The sequence below is a fragment of the Larkinella knui genome (assembly GCF_003858645.1).
GTDB lineage: Bacteria > Bacteroidota > Bacteroidia > Cytophagales > Spirosomataceae > Larkinella > Larkinella knui.
This window is the reverse complement of record NZ_RQJP01000007.1, coordinates 441,016-462,056: the sequence shown is the minus strand read 5'-3', so window position 1 is coordinate 462,056 and position 21,041 is coordinate 441,016. Positions and strand designations below refer to the sequence as shown.

The 21,041-nt window shown below is 48.3% G+C and carries 15 protein-coding genes; 5 read left to right on the top strand and 10 right to left on the bottom strand.

Going from position 1 to position 21,041, the window contains the following annotated elements; all coding sequences use genetic code 11:
* Positions 1 to 171 precede the first annotated feature (171 nt).
* The 8 genes from EHT87_RS30375 to EHT87_RS30345 all read right to left on the bottom strand — a co-directional run bounded on the left by EHT87_RS30375 (position 172) and on the right by EHT87_RS30345 (position 8,188).
* Entirely contained in the window at positions 172 to 612 is a 441-nt protein-coding gene (locus tag EHT87_RS30375) for a helix-turn-helix domain-containing protein (protein ID WP_124910537.1), read from the bottom strand.
* A gap of 1 nt (position 613) precedes the next feature.
* On the bottom strand, positions 614 to 946 hold the full coding sequence (locus EHT87_RS30370) for a type II toxin-antitoxin system HigB family toxin (protein ID WP_124910536.1): 333 nt from the start codon (positions 944 to 946) through the stop codon (positions 614 to 616).
* Between the two features lie 234 nt (positions 947 to 1,180).
* Complete coding sequence (locus tag EHT87_RS30365) at positions 1,181 to 2,476, bottom strand: patatin-like phospholipase family protein (protein ID WP_124910535.1); 1,296 nt, start codon at positions 2,474 to 2,476, stop codon at positions 1,181 to 1,183.
* Between the two features lie 14 nt (positions 2,477 to 2,490).
* Positions 2,491 to 4,746, bottom strand: coding sequence for an anti-phage 6A-MBL system cap2_3 protein (cap2-3, locus tag EHT87_RS30360; RefSeq protein WP_124910534.1), 2,256 nt, complete (start codon positions 4,744 to 4,746; stop codon positions 2,491 to 2,493).
* A gap of 1 nt (position 4,747) precedes the next feature.
* On the bottom strand, positions 4,748 to 5,908 hold the full coding sequence (gene mblB, locus EHT87_RS30355) for an anti-phage 6A-MBL system MBL-fold protein (RefSeq protein ID WP_124910533.1): 1,161 nt from the start codon (positions 5,906 to 5,908) through the stop codon (positions 4,748 to 4,750).
* A complete protein-coding gene (locus tag EHT87_RS31795; RefSeq protein ID WP_262707768.1) occupies positions 5,901 to 6,032 on the bottom strand; it encodes a hypothetical protein in 132 nt (43 codons plus the stop codon). Before EHT87_RS31795 ends, mblB begins: the two co-directional genes overlap by 8 nt.
* A gap of 292 nt (positions 6,033 to 6,324) precedes the next feature.
* Positions 6,325 to 6,909: an RloB domain-containing protein gene (locus EHT87_RS30350; protein ID WP_221622096.1), complete on the bottom strand. Its 585-nt coding sequence runs from the start codon at positions 6,907 to 6,909 to the stop codon at positions 6,325 to 6,327.
* On the bottom strand, positions 6,887 to 8,188 hold the full coding sequence (locus EHT87_RS30345; RefSeq protein ID WP_124910531.1) for an AAA family ATPase: 1,302 nt from the start codon (positions 8,186 to 8,188) through the stop codon (positions 6,887 to 6,889). Before EHT87_RS30345 ends, EHT87_RS30350 begins: the two co-directional genes overlap by 23 nt.
* Before the next feature lie 267 nt (positions 8,189 to 8,455).
* Between EHT87_RS30345 and EHT87_RS30340 the strand changes: the two genes are divergently transcribed.
* Complete coding sequence (locus EHT87_RS30340; protein WP_124910530.1) at positions 8,456 to 8,716, top strand: HAD family hydrolase; 261 nt, start codon at positions 8,456 to 8,458, stop codon at positions 8,714 to 8,716.
* Between the two features lie 380 nt (positions 8,717 to 9,096).
* Here EHT87_RS30340 and EHT87_RS30335 read toward each other — a convergent pair whose 3' ends face one another.
* Complete coding sequence (locus EHT87_RS30335; RefSeq protein WP_124910529.1) at positions 9,097 to 11,793, bottom strand: excinuclease ABC subunit UvrA; 2,697 nt, start codon at positions 11,791 to 11,793, stop codon at positions 9,097 to 9,099.
* A 270-nt stretch (positions 11,794 to 12,063) separates the two neighbouring features.
* Positions 12,064 to 12,828, bottom strand: coding sequence for a response regulator transcription factor (locus EHT87_RS30330; RefSeq protein WP_124910528.1), 765 nt, complete (start codon positions 12,826 to 12,828; stop codon positions 12,064 to 12,066).
* 361 nt (positions 12,829 to 13,189) lie between these two features.
* On the opposite strand from EHT87_RS30330, the gene EHT87_RS30325 reads away from it, so the two are divergent.
* From EHT87_RS30325 to EHT87_RS30310, 4 genes are all read left to right on the top strand, one after another.
* Positions 13,190 to 16,561, top strand: a complete 3,372-nt coding sequence (locus EHT87_RS30325; protein WP_124910527.1) for a PAS domain S-box protein — start codon at positions 13,190 to 13,192, stop codon at positions 16,559 to 16,561.
* A gap of 1 nt (position 16,562) precedes the next feature.
* Positions 16,563 to 17,663: a hybrid sensor histidine kinase/response regulator gene (locus EHT87_RS30320; RefSeq protein WP_124910526.1), complete on the top strand. Its 1,101-nt coding sequence runs from the start codon at positions 16,563 to 16,565 to the stop codon at positions 17,661 to 17,663.
* A 346-nt stretch (positions 17,664 to 18,009) separates the two neighbouring features.
* Positions 18,010 to 18,558, top strand: coding sequence for a VOC family protein (locus EHT87_RS30315; protein WP_229321481.1), 549 nt, complete (start codon positions 18,010 to 18,012; stop codon positions 18,556 to 18,558).
* Between the two features lie 1,034 nt (positions 18,559 to 19,592).
* A complete protein-coding gene (locus tag EHT87_RS30310) occupies positions 19,593 to 20,804 on the top strand; it encodes a sensor histidine kinase (protein ID WP_185716389.1) in 1,212 nt (403 codons plus the stop codon).
* Positions 20,805 to 21,041: the final 237 nt, after the last annotated feature.

Sequence of the window (21,041 nt, the reverse complement as noted above, 5' to 3'; positions counted from 1 at the left end):
GCCGCCCGTGCGGTAGTTGAACGAACTTTTGCCTGGTTAAACCACTTTCGACGGGTTACCAAAGATTATGAGCAGACCACCAGTAGTGCAGAATCATGGCTTTTGTGGGCTAACTGTGCATTGATGCGGAACCGATTGGCAAAATAACCAAATAATATTTCCCAACATGTTCTAAGTCATTTGTAATTCTTTTCTTGTATTCATCACACTGGCATTTTTTAAATGGCTATTTAATGATACTCTCAATTTATAGGGACGGTTAAAAGCTTCTTGAGAAACTTTAAAGTAGCAAGAAAGTGTCCTAATGATTTCTTTTGATAAGCCTTTTTTATAATTTAAAATATCTGAAACGAGGCCTTTGCTTACACTTAAAATCTCTGCTAAGTCTTTTGCCTTTAATGATTTTTCGCGCATTAATGATGTGAGCAATTCAATAGGATCTACCTCATTGAATGAGTTATGTTCCTCATCCCACTTCATAATCAGGTACGTAAGCAGTTCAATTTCATCTTGCGTGCTTTCGCCATCTCTAATGACTAAATCTTCTAAAGTACCACAATATTCTTTATACTGCTTCTCCGATTTGATTACTTTATATTTCAGCACTTCCATTTTAGTAGTCATTTACAGTATACTGTTGATTTTTTTGACAAAGCTTTGTGTACTGTGCATGGGTTCCTATCCAGCAGACAAAGAGATGAATCTGTTTCTCGCCGAAAGCATACTTACAGATCATGCGATATGTATTACCACCAATATCAAACACGACTCTATTAGTGCCATTGCCTAATAAATCGGCTGCTCCAAATGTGTCAAGAATATTTGCCGGTACCTGCCAATCGGCAAATTTGATTGCTGTTAACCAATTTGCAAAGGAGCTTTTACCTCGGGCATTCTTTTCAACATAAGCCTCGATCGTCTCTTTTTTTATTAGATGAACCTTCATAATACAACGTAAAGATAGTATAAAAGTTCACGTTATGTGAACTGCCACTAAAATTTATCCAGCCTGCTCCACTTAAAAACAGTTAACTTATTTGGAAAATTTATAGGTACCTTCAGCTGTAGATAATTGAATACAATCATATCAAGCCTTTTCTATCACAAATCTTCGATTAGGTTACATCAGCTCTTGAACCCACCGATTTCATTACAATTGCCGGTCTATTCCGGCCAAATTTCAAATCAACGACGGGCAGTACAGCCGAACCTGGATTTCAGTCAAATTTGCCGCATGCCGTATTAAGCAATCGATCTGCTTAGGGGTTAATTTTGTTAAATTCGTTGAAACTCTTCTGGCCACCAGTTTATCTTGATCGGCAACTTTTTCATTGATGATATGACAATAGTCTATACTGGCTTGAAGTCGCTCCAACACAGCTGCTTTATAGGTATCCAAATCCGACAGCCACTCTTCCGGAATCTGATGGGCTTCAATCAACCGAGTCGAAATTCGACCAGTTTTTAAGCCGTCCAAGAATCCCAATAAACATTTTTCAACATCCCAGCCCAGCGAGAGGTACGCAATCTCTTTTCGGTGGCTTTTAGCGGCATCGAAAAGGTGCTGAGCCATCTGAAAATTTTTGATTCGGGTCATGAATGTCTCTACAGTTCTAAGCAGTAAGGCAAACGTGTTCGTATATGTGCCTTCAAAAGGTAGTTTATTACCTGCATCGCTGGTAATAATCACATCACACTCGTACGAGCTGCCGGGTTGGGAAAGCTTCTGAATACCCTGATTATCGAAAACACCACCATCTACCAAGTAGGGACAAACGCTGTCAAACTGTTCAGGATTTTGGAAAAATTCCCGGTCAATTCGTACCGGCGAGAATGCAAATGGAACGCAGCTCGAAGCAGTAACGGCCCGGGACAGCGGAAATACATGGTGAAGAAAGCGGATTCTATGTTGGTGAGCATAGAGTGAATCCTCCATTTTCCTTTTTGAAAAGGTAAATGGACGACAGGTCTGCAGATTGGTGGACGCAATGGCTAATTCGGGCCGATCGGGTAAATCCGAAAGGGTAGCCCCTTTGTAGAAGAAGGAATCATAAGCCCGCTCGATTCGGCGGCTTATCGGAAATATTGAAAATTGAAATCGTATGAGACAGTAAACCCATAAAAGCCCCACAAACGCAGCAATCCACAACCAGCCAGTTACTAATAAATAAACGGTTAGAGTCAGCCCCCCAACAATATAAACCAACGTTCGCAGAAATATCCAGGAGAAGACGACCGAACGAATAACGCTATTGGTGGAGAGTTTTTGTGTCAACTCCTGTTCAAAAGCCGCGAAATTTCCTTGGTTTAGACAGTAGTATGCACCCGTAATTGATCCGCCGGAAACGGTGGATATTACATCAATTTGGGACAGAATGCCCAGCTCATGTAACTTTTTTAAAGTGCCTAAGTGGAAAGCGGCTGCTCGGTAGCCTCCTCCAGATAAAGCCAATCCTACTTTTTTATTTGTACGCATAGCCAGTCCTAAATTTACTCGTAAACATAAACCAGCAGTTCATCTAGTGTCACGATCAGGGCGCAGGTTGGGATAGGAACAGCGCGATTCAATTCCTTAAGTTCAGCAATGGTTGCTTCATCCCTTGTGCTTAATCTTTTCAGATTCATAGGATGCGTGTGCCATTCCCCTATGTAACCAATTACATCACCGGTCTTTTGCTTGACTTCATCAATTTCAGCCGGCAGCCCAATTGCTCCCCGAACAAACCCACCACAAGCTCCATGGCTACCTTGCGGCTCAGCGATAATGTCAAAAACATGGATCGTTTTCGTTTTATAATTAGCAATACCGATCAATACTCCCCCTGTTTCTTTAGGTGCCTGTTGCCCACTGTTCTCGAAAAGCAATTCTTTTATGCCACCCATCAGTCGCACCTGCCATTCGCTACCGGCTTTACAGGTCAATACGTCAAATGCCTGCACTTCTATGTATTCTGTACCGATGTTCGGAAACCCTGTCGTTTCGTCCAGGCTCGACATTGCCAATATTCCTGACATATCTTGTCTCGGCTGAGATGCCGCTGTTGCTAATATTCTTGAAAACACGCTGGCATGAAAACTTAGCATATCATCCGCCAACACAGATGTTGTCGAATTACAACCTAGCCCCACATTTAAATGGGTAACTTCCCGATGTGCATCGTTCATTCTCCAGGTCCGGAGTTGCTGGTTCTTGGTAGCATAAAAACAGGCGAGATTCACCAAATCGTCCATCCTTGGATTGCGGTTTTGCCCTTCCGCATAAAATAAGCCAAGGGCTCCTGCATCCGCTATTTCCGCCTTATAATACCTGGTGTTTGCCGGCAGTTGCTTTGCTAACAGGAAGTTCATCACCTGCACACTCGCTGTGGTATCGATTATTTGTTTGTACTCTTGAAATATGCGGTCCAGAAAAATCGCACTGAATTCAAAAGCATTAATTTTATCGGTGCTATCTGCCGGATAAAATTGTTTAATTACAGTGGCGAGTGCTTCTGCTTTATTTTGGCCTAACTGATCAGCAAATAATTCATGGCGGATCAAATTATGTGGCAACATTTTGTCATCGTCACAAATGCCTATCTGGAGGTTACCGCTCCGTGCATCATGCAATATCAACTTAGATCCAAGCGACCCCGCACCAATGTAAAGCGTAGTAGGCGTCTGGTCCCTGGCAGAAAGGTAATTGGCCATGTCCTTATTAAATGGCTCAATATGACCCTGAATCGTTACTTCAGTGTCATTATCAGCAGCAGCAACGCCCTCGGATGGCAAGGAGATCAGAAAATTTACAAACTCATAATTACCATTGTATCCGATTACTTTGCGAGGTCGTTTGATAGCAAGAATAACGCACAGGCCAAGCCTGATAATAGCGCCGAGTTCTTCAAGTTTCAGTAGCGCCTGATGCAAGTCGATTCCCCGCAAACTGAAGAACGTTTTAAGCTGTCCATAATTTTCAGGCCGTGATGTCAGATATCGATTATCTATTGAACCATCGGGATCCCAAAAGACGAAAGTAAGCATGGGATTTGCACTAAGATCCTTACCTTCACTTTTCGGAAGCTCTCTTATAGCATCACGAACACTTTCAAACACAAAAAGTGGAACAGGAACATTAGTCTGAAAAGCGAATAGCGTTCCCGCTTTTAAAAGCTGGGCCCCACCAAACAAGGCTACAGGCAGGTTAGGGACTAATCTCTGGTCATTAATGACAACTTCGTTGATCATATCATACCGATAGATATGATTTTTGAAAACATTTCCCTCCAGTCTGGTAGGGTCAAATTCATCTCCATCATCATCGAGCTGACCCGTAGCTGCCTTATAAAGCCATTGCCCACCCACGTCTAGAAAGTCGCTCATTTTAATCGTCGCGAACCATTCGTGGGGATTATTGCGAGCCAGACATAGCCTTGCCGGCTCTCCATCCGTTGTAAAATACAAATGCGAAAGCCGTGCTCGGGGAAAATTTTTCCTGTCACTTAAAATATAAGGCGCGATGTGCGGGTAACTATTCAATGACAGTTGTATCAGCATGGGTTCTTCATTACTGATGCTAATATCATCCACAGCACCCCGGCTCGGTAATGATACTGAGTAGGTGACCGGTATAACTACATTCCACTGATCAAGAGTCAATACTTTGGGATCATTGATCCCAAAGTATTGACTGATTTCCTGTATGGCAAACAGAACCTCAGCAGACAACTCACCTGCATGCGGTTGTAAAGAATCACTATGCAGCATATTATCCCTGGGTTACAACCGTTCCTGCAGCACCGGCACCGCCTGCCGAACCCGAAGCTGACCCGGTGGACTTTTTAGGTGCTCTGGCTGGGCCCTTAGCCGTAATATCAAAAATTATTGGTTCAGGTGCGGATTCCTTCGGTTCAACGGAGGTATTCAGGAACTTGTCCGTCCCTGAGAGCTTTTTAATGTATTCCTTTTTGGCATCAGCGTAAGGTGGATTATCATCATTGTTGACGATTTTCTTACTGGAGGCAATCACCCATGCCCCCCTACGGGCATAATCTAACGCTTCTAGCGAAGTAGATTGTACATCATCTTCTGAAGTATCATTGAAGAAGCTCCAGGAGCAATGGTGGGGAGCAAGAAACAGGTCCCAGTTCAGTGCCTGCTGGTTGACATCATTTTTAAAACGTTTCGTACGTTCCAGAATCTGTGCCCAAGTTGTGTAGTCCGAATCTCCGCCGAACATCGCCAAACAGCAAAAGTCCGAATCCCAACTGTAGGCCTTAAATCTCGCCTGAAAAACAATGCTGGCCGAGTTTTTATCCTTATCCGGGGAATCCAGGTGGATTTTGAAAGGAGCGTGAATAAAGATCGAAAACTTCTTCTGATCGACATCATTAAATCTGGTTACTAAATCACCAGGCACGGCACGCAGATGATTTAAGTCTTTATAATCTTTATTGCTGTCGTATCCGATTATTTTGATGCGGTTACCGGGCTTGTCTTTATCAGCATGATTTTTCCTGTGTAGATCAAGGCGCCTTTCCGCTTCGCACTGATGAGCGTCTTCATCATCGTTGGTGTACTGTTCAGCAATCATTGGCGAAAACCACATCGTATCCATCGTGATTAGGTTCTGGTCACGGTGTTTCTGTTCGTACTTTGCCGGATCACCCTGGTAAAAGTTGTCTTTAAATCCGTGGCAGTGATCCCGATCACCGTGGGTCAGAATGAACACATCCACGTAGTAGTTTCCATTCCGTTTCTGAAGAGAGTTCAGCAAATCCTTCTTGACATCATAAATTTTTGGATCCGTGCTTTCATCGGATTTCGCGGTTAGCTTGCAGTCAACCAGGATTCTGGTGCCGTCTTCGAGGGTAATAAGCGACATGTCGCCGTTTCCCACCGGGAAGTATTTGATAGTAGGATTAGCCATGATTCACCTCCTTTGTTTGAGCGGTGAACACCATGCTTATTTGTAAATCGGGTACTTTCGGCGTGGGCACTTCATCCATCGTGCCAGGCCAGCTCGTATAGCCATTTGCAAACAATTTCTTCATTTTCTGAATTGTTTATGAGTTAAAAATCACCGACCTAACTTTCTCAGGTCGGCATTAATTTTCGACTCAGCAGTTCGGCTATACGAAACTTATTTTGATATAGCGTATTAAAAGTTGTATTGTGTTGAACTTTTAATACTTTTGCATCAAAGCCTATTTCCGTCATAGTAGTATGCTGCAGGAAACTGCACGCTGAATCTTGACATACTAAAAAGCCTAGAAGGGGTCGGAGCCTTCGGGCTTTTTCCATTTTGATAAAAACCTTTCGGTTTTATAGCATTAATTCTGCTTCCTAGCTTGCCTGCCGTAAGGAATCGAAAAATATCAGCAGGCTCTGCACTGTAAAAATTGGCACCGTTTCAGTTCCAGGAATAGTCGGTTGCCGATTTGCGGTGGTTGCTCGGTCGATGGCCAATGGTAGCAATGGCTTTAATTCCGTATATGCATCGATTTGATTTTTCTTATACAGCGGCCAAATCCGTGTTAAATGCTCTACCGCTTCATCTCTGGATGCAAACGTAGCAGCAAAATCTTCAAAATGAAGAATAAACCATTGCTCTAAACAGATTGGACAGTATGCGCCACTTAGGCCATTTGAACCAATATATCGAAGCAAATCCGGAACCTCTATGCTTGGATTCCCGTAAAACAGCCATACATTATTAAAAGGATTCCGGTCACGGTTAGCCTGTTTTTTCTTTTGCACCGCTTCCTGAGCAAGCGCCCAAGGATCACAGGCCCTTTGGTTTGTCACCTCAACAGATATGGCTCCTCTCCGATTACGGGGTAGTTCCATTTGCAACGATTTTGCGTAGAGATATTCAGTGGTACCTGAACAAAAAATTAGCGCTCGGTTAGTTTTCACTCTCACTTCCATTTTGCATTTCAATAATAAAATTACGGTCATCGATTTGCGGAGTTGAGCCAATACGACCACTAGCGTACCACTTATCAATTGGAGTACCTAAGCGTAACCCAGGAATATCCGAACAGCGCCTGATCTCAGTACTTCCGAATTCGTCTTTGCTGGTAAACCAAACCTGATCCCTTCTGAAATGATCATTGGAAAGCTGGCTTACATCATGCGTCGCAAAAATCAGCTGAGCATTCTTTTGATTAATGTCCGGGTTGTGGAACATCCGGATAAAATACTTGGTAATTTCTGGGTGTAAATTCTTCTCGAACTCATCAACTACCAGAACACGGCCTTTGTCCAAGGCATCAAGTAAAATTCCACCGATTGCAAAAAGGCTCTGGGTTCCCGTTGATTCACTCCTAATTTCAAAAGCCCGCTCGTCGACTTTGACGCCGTTTTCAAATACGGGGTGAAGCGTTCTGATTTCGTATTTATATTGTTCTTTGATTTTCGTTTTGACCTCTTCAGGCAAGTCGCTCAATGCGCCGTCCTGCCAATCACGCTCCTTTGCAGTCACGGAAGATATACCCGTATCCAATGAACAGATGAGGGCGTTAAAACGTCTGGCAAATTTCGATGAGCTACCCTCGGCCAATCTTTTTGCGTAGAGCATAGCCATACTGCTTTCCATATGGTCTTCCATCAGCGGAAATACGGAAAGGCCCCTTCGAAAAAACAAATACGCCGATTTTAATACATCAATGTTGTTGTCAGAAGCCTTCGACAAAAACAGTTGATTGGGTAGAAGGAGTTTTTCAATCGCCTTCTTTACCCCTTTATAATAGTCACCAAATTTCATGTCTTTTTCAGCAGTACGCGAATACAACAGTGACTTACTTTTTGCAGGGTAACAAAAAAGCTCTTCTCGCTCAATCCTCTTCGATGAAAAAGAAATGGAATAATCGTACTGAATACTTTCGTAAAAAAAGCTGATATCCATTTCTACTGGACTCACTGCGCAAGTATTATCCAAAAGAAAGGGTTCATACGGTTCGATACTCTCATCCAGCTTATAGTTGGATGAGTGAATCACCAAATATTCCATAGCCCGGAACGCTTTTAAATAATTGCTTTTCCCGGAAGCATTGGGTCCATATATAACAGCTGACTTTAATACCGACTCTGTTTTTGTCAACTTCACATAGTTTCCCGCAAATCCTGAAAGGCCGGTTTTTAGAAATGATATTTCCTTCCTATCCTTAATTGACCCAAAGTTTTTAACAGCAAATGAGAGTAACATGACATTTTCACTTTAATTCTACACAAAGATAGAATGCTTACCCGAAATTTCAAAGATTTTTGCAGATTTTCTACTTTTTTTATCGAAAATTCGGATTTACAGGGTTAAAATATGCCTAAATATGCAAAAAATCATCAATTATTTGTAAGGATAGTTACTGACTACCGCTGGGCCCTCAGTAAAGCCAGAGATCGATATTAATATCCCCACCAGATCAGTTTCTGTACTGATACTCAAATTAATGACTAAGGAGCACCCTCTAAGTCGATGAAAGCCCAGTTTAAAGAGGGAGAGTCTCGGAGCCTTTTGGCTGATTATCTGGTAATACCAGAATGGTACTTAGATTTAGTTCATTCAGTTCACCTCATCATTCCTGTCGCTGTTTTGGTTGCTGACAACCCCTGGGCGACGGCAGCGTGTGCATTGCTTATTTCCACTGAGGAAACTATCCGAACCTTTATTTTGACCAATGGGAGTGGCCAAATGTTCATGCAGAACCTGCCGAGAGCTGGTCTTCCAAGCTACTAATAAGCTCTATGTAGAAACGCTTGAAACGGTCAAACTGTCCAAGTTAACTGTCTGACCGTTGATTGAAGTAAACAAGAAAACAGACCGGATTTATGAAACGAATAATGGGCCGTTTTTTCCCCTCTCCCTCCTACCCGACCGCCGTTCAGAAAAACGTTCTCTTTCGGAAAAGAGGTAATGAATACCTGCGAATAAACAGATAGTATTCTTTAGCTGGGTCAAAAAGCTAGTCTCAGAAACCTTTTTGCGTAAACTTTTCAGGCCCTACTTTTTGGTTCAGTGTTTTGAGAAGAATTTTATAGAAAAGCTTGATTGAAGTATAGGTTCAAAAAGGTATGAAATGTTGATTTGACGGATGGGATAGTCACTCTGCTACGAAATCAGCGGGGCCGCCAGGCGGTGGGCAGTGGCACCGTATTTTCCAGTACTTGACGCTCTGGATCCAGGATGTTCGCCAAGAAAGGTGCCGTGCGACTTGCCTTATTCGCGGCGATCTCAGCAGGTGTGCCTGCCGCAACGATCGTACCGCCGTCATTCCCGGCTCCGGGCCCGACATCAATGACCCAATCGCACTGGGCGACCGTGCGCATATCATGCTCGACAACGATAACGGTATTACCGGCATCAACCAGGCGGTTGAGCTGAACCAGCAGACGGTCGACATCACGCGGATGCAGGCCGGTGGTTGGCTCGTCCAACACGTACAGGGTGGTGCCGCGTTGCGTACGTTGCAGTTCGGTGGAGAGCTTGATGCGCTGGGCCTCACCGCCGGAAAGCTCCGTCGCGCTTTGTCCAAGTTTGAGATAACCCAGGCCAATATCCCTCAGCGTTTCCAGGGACCGCAACACTAACGCTTCCATAGCAAAAAACAGGCAGGCTTCGTCAACCGTCATGCCCAGCACATCCGCAATGGATTGGCCGTTCCATTTAATCTCAAGCGTCTTTTCGTTATAGCGAGCGCCATGACAGGTCGGACAGGGGGCATACACGCTCGGCATGAACAGCAGTTCGATGCTGACCTGGCCTTCTCCCGCACAGGTTGGGCACCGCCCTTTGGCGACGTTGAAGGAAAAGCGGCCGGCATCGAAGTGTCTCCTACGGGCCTCCGGCGTGGCGGCAAAGAGTTTTCTGACCTGATCAAAAAGGCCGGTATAGGTGGCCAGGTTGGAGCGTGGTGTTCGTCCGATTGGTTTTTGATCCACCTCATTCAGTCGCTGTATGGCATCGACATCGCCCCGCAATCGACCGACGGTTTTTTCGGCGGGGGTCTCCTCCAGCGCATCTTCCTCGGCCTCTTCCCGGCTCATGCCCAGGTGCGCTGTCACCAGATCCAGCAGAGACTGACTCACCAGGCTGGATTTGCCCGACCCCGAGACACCGGTCACGGCGGTAAAGCAACCCAGCGGGAAAGCCACGTCAACGCCCTTGAGATTATTTCGTCGGACTCCTTCCAGGCGCAGCCAGCCTTTCGGGGAACGGTTGCGGGCATCGAGCCGGGTTGTTTCCTCAAAAAGGTAAGGCCTGGTACGGGACTCGCTGACCTGCCTAAGGCCTTGGGGTTCTCCACTGTAGAGAATGCGTCCGCCCGCACTGCCGGCCTCCGGGCCAACATCAACGAGCCAATCGGCACGACGCATCAGCTCAACGTCGTGTTCGACCACGAACAGCGAGTTGCCCGACGCTTTGAGTCTATCCAGGGCGTCGAAGAGCGCGTGGCCATCGGCCGGGTGCAGTCCTGCCGTCGGCTCGTCCAGCACATAGATGACCCCAAAGAGCTGGGAGGAAAGTTGAGTAGCCAGACGCAGCCGCTGCAACTCACCGGATGAGCAGGTGGGCGTGCTGCGGTCCAGCGACAGATAACCTAAGCCCAGCTCGAGGAGCGTTGTCAGGCGATCCAGCAGATCACCGCACAGGCGCTCGGCAGCGATGCGCTTTTCAGGCGAGAGGTCATCGGTACGGCGCACATCAGGGGCGCCCTTGTGCGCCGAGCCACCGGCCTGCACGCGATTATCCAGCGCGGCTTTTGCCGCCTGGCGACTCACAAGCGACTTGGACGAATTCATGTGGGAGGCAAACTCGCCATTCGCTGCCGGCCTGATGACTTCTGCCAGTTGCTCCAGGGAGAGGTGCGAGAGATCGGCGATGTCGTAACCGGCGAAGGTCACCGAAAGTGCCTCGGGCTTTAAGCGCTTGCCCTGGCATACCGGGCAGGGGCTACTGATCATAAACTGCAACACGCGTTTGCGCATGGCGGCACTGTCCGTATGGGCCAGCGTGTGCTCCAGGTTTCGCTTGGCGCTGCTGAAGGTTCCCTGGTAGCTCGGTTCCATCTTTAGCCGCTGAGCCTGACGCGTTTCGGCCGGGGTAAGGCCGGCATAGACGGGAACCGTCGGCTGCTCGTCCGTAAAGAGAATCCACTGTCGATCCTTTTGGGGCAGGTCTTTCCAGGGTCTATCGATGTCATAGCCCAGCGAGACTAAAATGTCGCGCAGGTTCTGACCGCCCCAGGCCGTGGGCCAGGCGGCAATGGCTCGCTGGCGGATGGTCAGCGAAGGATCCGGAACCATCGACTCTTCCGTTATGGTATGCACGCGGCCCATGCCCTGGCAGCGGGGACAAGCCCCTTGGGGGGTGTTGAAGGAAAAATCCTCGGCATAGAGCATCGTCTGGCGGGGGGGGTAGGTACCCACGCGCGAGTAGAGCATGCGCACCAGGCTTGACAGGGTCGTCAAACTACCTACCGTCGAGCGGGCATTGGGCGTGCCGCGTTGCTGCTGAAGGGCGACGGCCGGCGGCAGGCCGTCAATGGCATCGACATCCGGCACGCCCACCTGATCGATCAGCCGCCTAGCATAAGGGGAAACCGATTCAAGGTACCGTCGCTGGGCTTCGGCATAGAGGGTGCCGAAGGCCAAGGAAGACTTGCCCGATCCGGAGACCCCACTAAAAACGACCAGCTGATTTCGGGGTATGGAGACGTCGATATTTTGGAGGTTGTGCTCACGTGCCCCCCGCACGCGGACATATCCCGATGCTGCTTTATCGTCCTGGTCGTTGGCGTTTGTTTGTCGAGCCATGCTAAAAGAAGATACGTGGAGAGGTTGCTGTACAATGGCAACGTGTGTGCTTTTTCGTTAACCGGGTTAATGCAAACAAAGTTGGGATGTTTGGCAAATACTACCACTTATTGAGCGAGGATACCAAACAGAATTGGTACGCAGGTCTTCGCTACCAAACGGGCCCACCGCATCGGCGGACCGTCGTGGCGCAGCCAAAAATGAAAATAGGCGTTTTAATCTCGCTTTTTTTGTTGCCCCTGCCGCTCATGGCGCCCGAAAATTCTTGACTCACGTCTCGTTTATCTGCCGGAGAAATTGGTTTTCCGTTCGATAACGCAGCGGAGAGCACGCAAAGGCCGTTTTGAACGAGGAGGAAAAGTAAGACTGACTTCCAAAACCGCACTGCCCGGCGATTCGTTCCAGGGACAAATCCGTGTTGATGAGATAATCCGCTGACTTTCGAAGGCGGAATTCTTTGAGCAACTCCAGAAAATTTTTGGAAAAATAACGCTTCAGATTCCGCTGGACTGCCGAGCGACTCATTCCTAATCCGTCGGTCAATGTACATAGCTGGTAATCTTTTTGGGAATAATGCGCTTCCAGTAGTTCCGTTACCCGTTTAACAAATTGAACAGTCAGGATGGCTTTTTCACCTTCTTTCTGGCAAATAATGGCCGTAACATCCGTTTTTAACTGAACATGATTTTTGACCTTCAGCAACAACTCTTCTTTCAAAAAAGGCTTCGTTAAATAGTCGATTGCGCCCTGTTTCAGACCCGCAATCCGGTCTTCTCTGGCTACTTTAGCCGTCAGTAAAATCACGGGAATGTGCCGAAAGGAAAGATTTTGTTTGATGGTATGAAGAAACGTAAAACCATCCATCTGGGGCATCATGACATCGCAGATAATTAGATCCGGCTGTAGTTGTTTCAACCGATATAAGGCTTCTTTCCCATTGGTTGCCTGTTCAACAACATGACCATATAATTGCAATAATTCTGCAATATTCTCCCGCAATTTCTCCTCATCCTCGACCAATAAAACAGTGGTCATATTGTACTATGTGATAATTAAAGCAAGTCCGCAATTTAAAATTACAACTAACTGGCAGACAATAAATTACAATTGAATAACAACCATGGATTACTTACATACGTAACCAGATGGTTATTTTTAATATAAAGATAGACAAAGATAGTCATTTTGATTGTTAGAATAAATGATTATATAATCATTTATCAGGCAGAAACTAATCCCGGATACCTACTTTCTGAAATCGGTGCTATTTTATAAATGAGGCTTCGTTTTTTTTAAATAACGCAACCCATGTAACTGATAATAGCGGCAACAAATTAGATTGCTGCGTTGATTAGCTAATAAGTTTTTTTTAATACCGTAGTAATTAGTAGTTTGTATGAATGATTCTTCCTTTCCACAATCTAATCCCGCATCTTCTTCGGGCCATGATTTGTTGCAGGCGGTGTTTGATAACTCTCCCTTCGGGATTACGCTGCTCGAACCGGTCTGGGATGAACACCATCGGATAACCGATTTTCGGTATTTGCTGGTAAATGGAATCTATGCCGATTGTTTAAACCTGACCGAAAAGGAACTAACCGGGCGTACGATGGGCGAGGTGGTTCCGAGCTTGCTTCAGGACGACATCTTTGACCTTCTGGTAGCCGTTACGCAGACCGGCCAGGCCCAGCAGTATCCGTTTTCGTATCCTGGTCAGACGGGCACGGTTTGGCGGAAAGCTCTACTAACCCCGCTGGCGAGTGGGGTTTTGGTGACCATTCAGGACATTACCGACTATAAAAAAGCCGAGGCAAATCTGCAACGACGGCTGGATCTGGAATCGATGATCGCTGCCCTGTCCAGCCGACTGATTAACCTGGCAGACGCTGATTTGGACGCCGGTATTGTGGATTCTTTGCGGCAGATCTGTATCTATAACGGAGCCGATCGGGCATCGGTCTTCCTGTTTTCGGCCGATCAGCAACGGGGAAGCTGCGTGCACGAATGGTGCGCTCCCGGTATTGCTTCCCTGAAAAATGACCTGCAAAACATACCCTTTCAAACCTTCACATGGTGGCTTCGGATGATGCTGACCGGACAGGTGATCCGGCTGGGAACGCTGGAGGATTTACCCGCAGAAGCTCATACCGAAAAGAGCATTTTAGGTGAAAAGAGCATTCGCTCCCTGTTAAGTATTCCGTTGATTATCGAGGGAGCCGCCGTGGGCTTTGTCGGCTTTTATGGCGTTCAGCATGAGCAGACGTGGGATGAAGCTGATATTTCCCTGCTTAAGACCTTCAGCACCCTGATCGTCAACGCCCGAAAGCGCATGCTGGATGAAGAAAAGGTACGACGCACCAACCAGCGGTTGCAGGGATTACGCACCATCGACCGGGCTTTATTGGGCAGCAACCGGCCGGACGAATCACCGATTCTCCTTGCATTACAGCATACCAACGACCTGATGCCGTGTGAGCGGCTGCTGGTGTTCCGCATCAGTGAAACCACGGGGCTTGCCTACGCCGAGTACTGCCTGGCGGATGGCGTGCTGGAGGCCCAACCCGATGTTATCATTCCGGCTGAGTACTTTTATACCGATCCCTTCCTGAAAGGAGAGCCGGTCGTTATTCCTCAACTACTCCCGGATAGGCAGGGAATCCCGCCCGAACTGGCGCTGTATGAGCAGGGATTCCGCTCGCTGGTGGCGGTGCCGTTGGTCAGGCAACAGCAGTGCATCGGTGCGTTTTTTCTGGTAGCGCGGACACCCGATTTTTTCACGGAGGAATATCTTCAGATTGCCCGGGAAGTGGCCAGTCAGCTTACGGTTGTTCTGCATCAGCAACAACTCCATGAACAGGTAAAACAATATACCGGGCAATTGGAGCAGCGCGTAGCCGAGCGCACGCACGAGATCTGGCAGTTATCGACCTGGCAAAAGGCGATTCTGGAACACGCCAGGCAGGCCATCATTTCGACAGATACCAATGGAATCGTCCAGACGGCCAATCTGGCCATCGAACAGTTGTCAGGCTATACATCCGACGAACTGATCGGACGGGTGGTTCAGATGGAGCCGGGCACCCCGGAAGCTCCGATTCCTATTGTTTCTTACCAAACTGCTTCCGACTCGTCACCATCGGAACGGTTTAAACTGGCTTTGGAAACGGATGGCTTTTTTTACACGGAATGCCTGATTTTGGGCAAAAAGGGCCAGCGTATTCCGGTTTTAATGACCGCCAGCGCCCTTCAGGATGAGGAAGGGAGGATAACGGGCTATGTGGGGATAGCAACCGATATTTCGGCGTTGAAAGCCGCTGAAGCAAAGGCCGAGCAAACGAGCCGCGAGTTGAAAATCTTTTTTGAAAGAGCGCTTGATCTGCATTGCATTACCAGTCTGGATGGGCATTTTTTAAAAGTAAATCAGGCCTGGACCGACACATTAGGTTATCGGGCGGAAGAACTTGAGGGGCAGCATTTCCTGGAATTTGTTCATCCCGACGACCGGGCCGGATCATTAGAAATGTACCAACAGCCCGTCATCGACGGGTATGTAAACCGGTATCGGCACAAAGACGGCAGTTATCGCCTGATCCACTGGCGCGCCAAACGCTACGAGAAACTGGTTTATTCATCGGCGCGCGATATCACCGAGCGAAAGATGGCCGAAGATGCCCTGCGGGAGAGTGAACAACGGTTTCGCGAAATTGCTGAAAATGTGGATGAGGTGTTTTGGATTCAATCGGCTGATCCTTTTAAATTGTTATACATTAACCCGGCCTACGAACGCGTATTTGGCATCACCTCCCAACGGCTGTATGACGATCCCTTTTCGTTTCTGAGCTCCGTTTTGCCAGAAGACCTGCCGATGGTAGCAGCGGCATTCGAGCGGTATCGCCAGGGCGAAGAAATTCCCATTCAATACCGCGTCCGGGGAGCTGATGGCCTGATTCGGTGGCTCAATGTCCGTAGTTTTGTGATGAAAGATAGTCGGGGCATTCCGTTGCGTTGCATCGGCATCGCCACCGATATTTCCAGCCAGAAAGAAAAAGAACTGGTGTTGCAGCAATCGCTGGAACGGGAACAGGAACTCAATAAGCTGAAATCACAGTTTGTCGCCACCGCTTCGCACGAATTCCGTACTCCCTTAGCCACCATCCAGTCGAGTGTCGATCTGATCGAATATTATCTGGACCGGCCCGAAATCACCGCTAACACCGCAATTCAACGGCATTTAGGGGTTATTAAAAATGAAATCCGGGCATTTGACGAATTGCTTTCCGATATGCTGACCATCGGCCGGATCGAAGCCGGAAAAGTCGTCTTTCATCCGGAGCCCGTTGATATTGTAGCTCATTGCCAGGAGATTGTCGCCACTCATTTTAATCAGCGTCAGGATCATCGTACCGTTCGGTTTGTGGTCGAAGGGAAGCCTGTTCCGGTCTATTTGGACGAGAAACTCATGAGTCACGTCATCGTCAATCTGCTCTCAAACGCCTTCAAATTTTCGAAGGCCAATCCGGAGTTACGCATCGTGTTTCAGCAAGCCCAATTGCTTATTTCGGTGACCGATCAGGGCATCGGCATACCCACCGCAGACCTGCCAAACCTCTTCCAAACTTTTTTTCGGGCCCGAAACGCCACCTCAATCCAGGGCACCGGCCTGGGTCTGGTTATTGCCCACCAGTTTGTAAAAGTCCACGAAGGCCAACTGGAAGTTCGAAGCGAAGAGGCCAAAGGCACTACATTTACCATTACTTTACCCAATTAGCATGTCAACGCAGATTTTAATTATTGAAGATGAAGTACAAATTCGTGAAAACATAGCCGAATGGCTGGGCCTGAACGGGTTTGACGTTGAAACCGCTCCGGACGGAATCCAGGGTGTCACCCAGGCAATCCTGAAGCAACCCGATCTGATTCTGTGCGATATCATGATGCCGGGTATGGACGGGCATCAAGTTCTGGAAGCCGTACGGGGTAATCGCTCCCTGGCCAGTGTTCCTTTTGTGTTCTTAACCGCCAAAGCGGATATGACGGATTTGCGACGGGGGATGGCCCTCGGGGCCGATGATTATCTGACCAAACCATTTACCAGCCAAAATCTCCTGCTGGCCATTCAAGCCCGATTACAACGCGAAGCCCTGAGAAAAGCCAGCCTTCTGGCCCAATTGAACGAGCAGCACCTTAGAGTTGCCCAAACGGCCGGTCACGAACACAACACGCCACTCGGCGGAATTATAGGATTTACGAACCTGCTGATCGATCATTTCGACGAATTCGATCGCGAAGATACGGTATCCATGCTGGAGATGATCCGGGTTTGCGGTTTGCGACTAAAACGATCGTTGGACAACGTGCGACTGATGGATATCCTGAAATGCGCGAATCCCTCCCATGAGGTCTACCTGGTTTTTACGACCGGTCAGACCACCATTGATTCGGAAACGATTGAAAAACAGATCCAGCACGTTGAAAAGCGGCAGGATCAGGAAATCAATCGGCGGGTTGATGTGGCAACCGCCCAACTCCGTATTTCGGACGATAATCTTCGCATTATTTTAGATGAACTGCTGGATAATGCGGTCAAGTTTTCGGACAAAGCCGGTCTCGTAGCGGTAACCGGACGCCAGGAAACTGATAGTTATCTGCTGGCCATATCAAATGAAGGCCGGTTTTTCAAGCCGGAAGATTGGACCCGAATCGAACCGTACAGCCAGTTTGACCGCCAGCAATACGAACAACAGGGATTTGGTCTGGGATTGGCTATTGTAAAAAAGCTGGTAGAATTAAACAACGGTTCGCTGGAAATTGAAAGCCAGCCCGATAGCTGGACGACCGTAGCGGTCCGGCTGCCGCTCCAGCCTGGATGAATGAACTGACAGGACTTTCCAGTCAGAAGGCCGTTCCCTTAAGGACCCAAACTAGGCTAAAGTTCAGCGTCAGGCCAACAGGACGATCAAAAATTAGTTGAGGCACCTACCAATTGCAAAACAAAAACCGGTCGGGTAGGAATAGTGATATTCGGACTTTAGATACCATAAAGCCGGAGACCATGAGCTTGGTAAGCAACGAAAAACCAGCCGAGATCCTTTTTGTCGAGGGAAAACGATCCGATTGAAAGCAGAGGACAAGGAAGCGATTATACTAAAAATCACAGTTAGTAACGGGACGATCACTCCGGGTTTACATCAAATCAGACTTATAACGAAGTAACCAATGATTCCTTTCAAGAAGAACAAAACGAGGGTGTCTTTCTATAGATGGGCCAAAATAACACTAATAATACTTGGGTGTGCACTTAGCGCGCTGGGGCAATCCAATTTCGCCAGCAAAACAATTGGCGTAGGGGTGGTAGTGTCCGACCTCGAACGCTCGCTGGACTTTTACGTGAATGGAATCGGTATGGTCAAAACCGGCAGCTTTACCATCAATGAAGAGTTCGGCAAACGTTCCGGCCTGACCAATGGTGTAGCCACGAACGTAACCATCCTGAAGCTCGAAAACAGCCCTGAAGCCACCGACTGGAAGCTGATGAGTTTGGGCAGCAAACCGGCGCATCCGAAGCCCAAACATATTCAGGACGACACAGGCATGCAATATATCACCATTCAGGTGAAAGCGCTGCAACCCATTATCGACCGGCTAACGCACCTGAAGGTGCCGTTTCTGGGTAGCACCCCTACACCCCTGAATGCCAAAGCGCACTTTGTTTTTGTGCAGGATCCCGACGGTACGTTCATCGAGTTAATTGGTCCGCTTCAATAAGCTTGAAAACTTGATTCTAACGGCGACGCTCTTTGCCAAAGGCGGTTGCCGTTTATTCATGTTCTCGCTCCTTATAGTCAGATGAAAACAAGCGCTTTTGATTTGATCTGCTAGCGATTGTGCTGCTGTTCAGGTGCGTTGCCTTGATGGGGTAGCTAACACAGTTGGAGTAACCAATGGGATACGAATCTGTTTCTACCATTAGCTGCGTTCCCGCTCCGGCGTACCGGTCGCTGCATTACATGATCAGAAAAAGAGCCGTATAGTACAGCGAAGACGCGACCGCTCCTGTGACCAGGCGTAATCGATACGGTCCGCCCTGGCGGTGCCGACCCAGGACGGACTGTGATTTTTCAGAGGTGGGGCGCCACGGCGAGGCCTGCACCGTGCCTTTTTGTCGATGTACCCCCTATCGGTAACGATTGACTTTCCATTCGGCATTGTTTTCTAGGCTGTTAGTTCACTCGATAAACGCCTTTAATAGCTTGATAATAAAACGAAATTACCTAAATACAGCACCGGCAATTGGTGCCATTCCCTGCTGTGAGGGTAGACACCAGAGAACCAGGATAGACATATGCCGTATAGGGGTTCATGCTGGTTCTTACTCAGGACGATATAGCTTCCCGCCATGATCGGCTCTCCGCACTGAATGGATCCGTGAGTGGAAGCGTAAACCATTTGGTTTAGTCCAGCTAGAGTCGATAAAGGGCCCTCCAGGAACGAGGCCATACCGGATGTGGGGAAAAGGGAGTCGTCGGGCCACCTTGCGGGCCGCTGATAGCAGGAAGATCTGCAAAGCACAAAGATTTTACGAAAAGAAATTCTAATTTTCTAAACAACTCGATTAAACAAGTGTTACCTCAGGCGAACGGATAACGGTTTGTGTATACGTTCCTGTCGCCTGGTTGCCCAGTTGGGATCACTTCCTCCGGACGAACCGCTCCTGCCGGATGTAGGGATCTTTCCAGCTCAACCACATGATATCCCCTGCCCATTCAGAGTCGGCTCCGTTAGGCCAACTCGCCTCTTTTTTGGCCGTCCGGCGCCCAGCGCTGCTGACCAACTGGCGAACCGCTTGTGAGAACGATCCGGGCCTGAGAAGCGTCAACCGCTTAAGCTGGGACGAGTTTACCAACAAAGTCCCGTTCATGCTCAATGTGCTCCAGCAGCAGTTGCAGCATCAGGACCAGGAAGCCCAGGTGGACCGCTTAGCCGCTGACCATGGCCTTCTTCGCTGGCGGAAGGGCTATATCTTGGCCGAATTGTTGGCCGAGATGCACTATTTAAGTCAGAGTATGCTGGCCGAATTGCGGACCTTCTGGCAACTCTACCCCTCAACCGATTCCCCATTGATCACCCTGGCCTATGAGCACCTCTTTGCGTTTGTTAATCAGATCAACACCGGTAGTGTGAGCCAGTTTACCGACTTACAACGTACGGCGGCCGCCAGCCGGGTTAATGTCCTGGAAAAAGCCCTGGCGGAACTTCAGGAGCTCAGCCAGCAACGCAGTGAGATCCTACGTCATTCCTCCCATGACCTGCGGGGTGGCTTCGGGGCCATTCAGGGAGCCGCTTCTTTATTGGAACTGGTGATGGATTCACAAGAGGAGCGTAAACAGATGCTGGACATGTTACTGCGGAACCTGACAACTTGCCGCTCGCTGGTTACCCAGTTGATGGACCTGGCCCGGTTAGAAGCAGGACAGGAAACCGTGCACATGCAGCCTCTGGATGCGGGTCCGTTGTTGACCAGTCTAGTAGCGAGCTACCAGCCGCTGGCCGCAGAGCGGGGGCTTTTACTCAAAGCAGACGGGCCGGCCAGCTTGCCGGTCGAGTGTGACCCCCTTCAGCTTCAACGCATTATTCAGAACCTGGTGCTCAACGCGCTCCAGCATACCCCTACGGGCTGGGTATCGGTCTGCTGGAGCCGGGAGAATGAGTCTCGCTGGATGGTCAGCGTGCAGGATTCGGGACAGGGCTTGTCTACCGCGGCTCTGGCGGGTTCACTACCCCACCTGGGAGTCCCCTCCCCCGAAAGCACAGCGGCCAATGGTAGGTCCGACGCTCAGCAAGCGGCTACCGCCCTTTCCTCCCGCTCCGGGTTTGCTCACCAAGGGGAAGGAGTGGGCTTATCCATCGTCAAGGGTTTGTGTGAACTGTTACTGGCTAGTCTGGAGATCGAAAGCAGACCAGGTGTAGGCACCCTGTTTCGGATACGGCTGTCCATTCAGGGGCAGACTTAAGGGCCACGTCCGCCTTTTCCGCCTATGGTGGTAGTGCCGAATGCCCGTTGACCAGCAAAAAAACGGCACGGTCCATTTTTTAGATACGCCCGTACCCTCACTTTTTTAGTTTCATATTAACTTTCTTGTTAAACAAAAGTTGTGTCCAGACAAGTAGGCGACTTTGACCAAGTTGGCTGGATCTCACGCAAAGTAAACACTAAAAGAAGTCGCCTTTGCGGCCAGACGATGCTGATA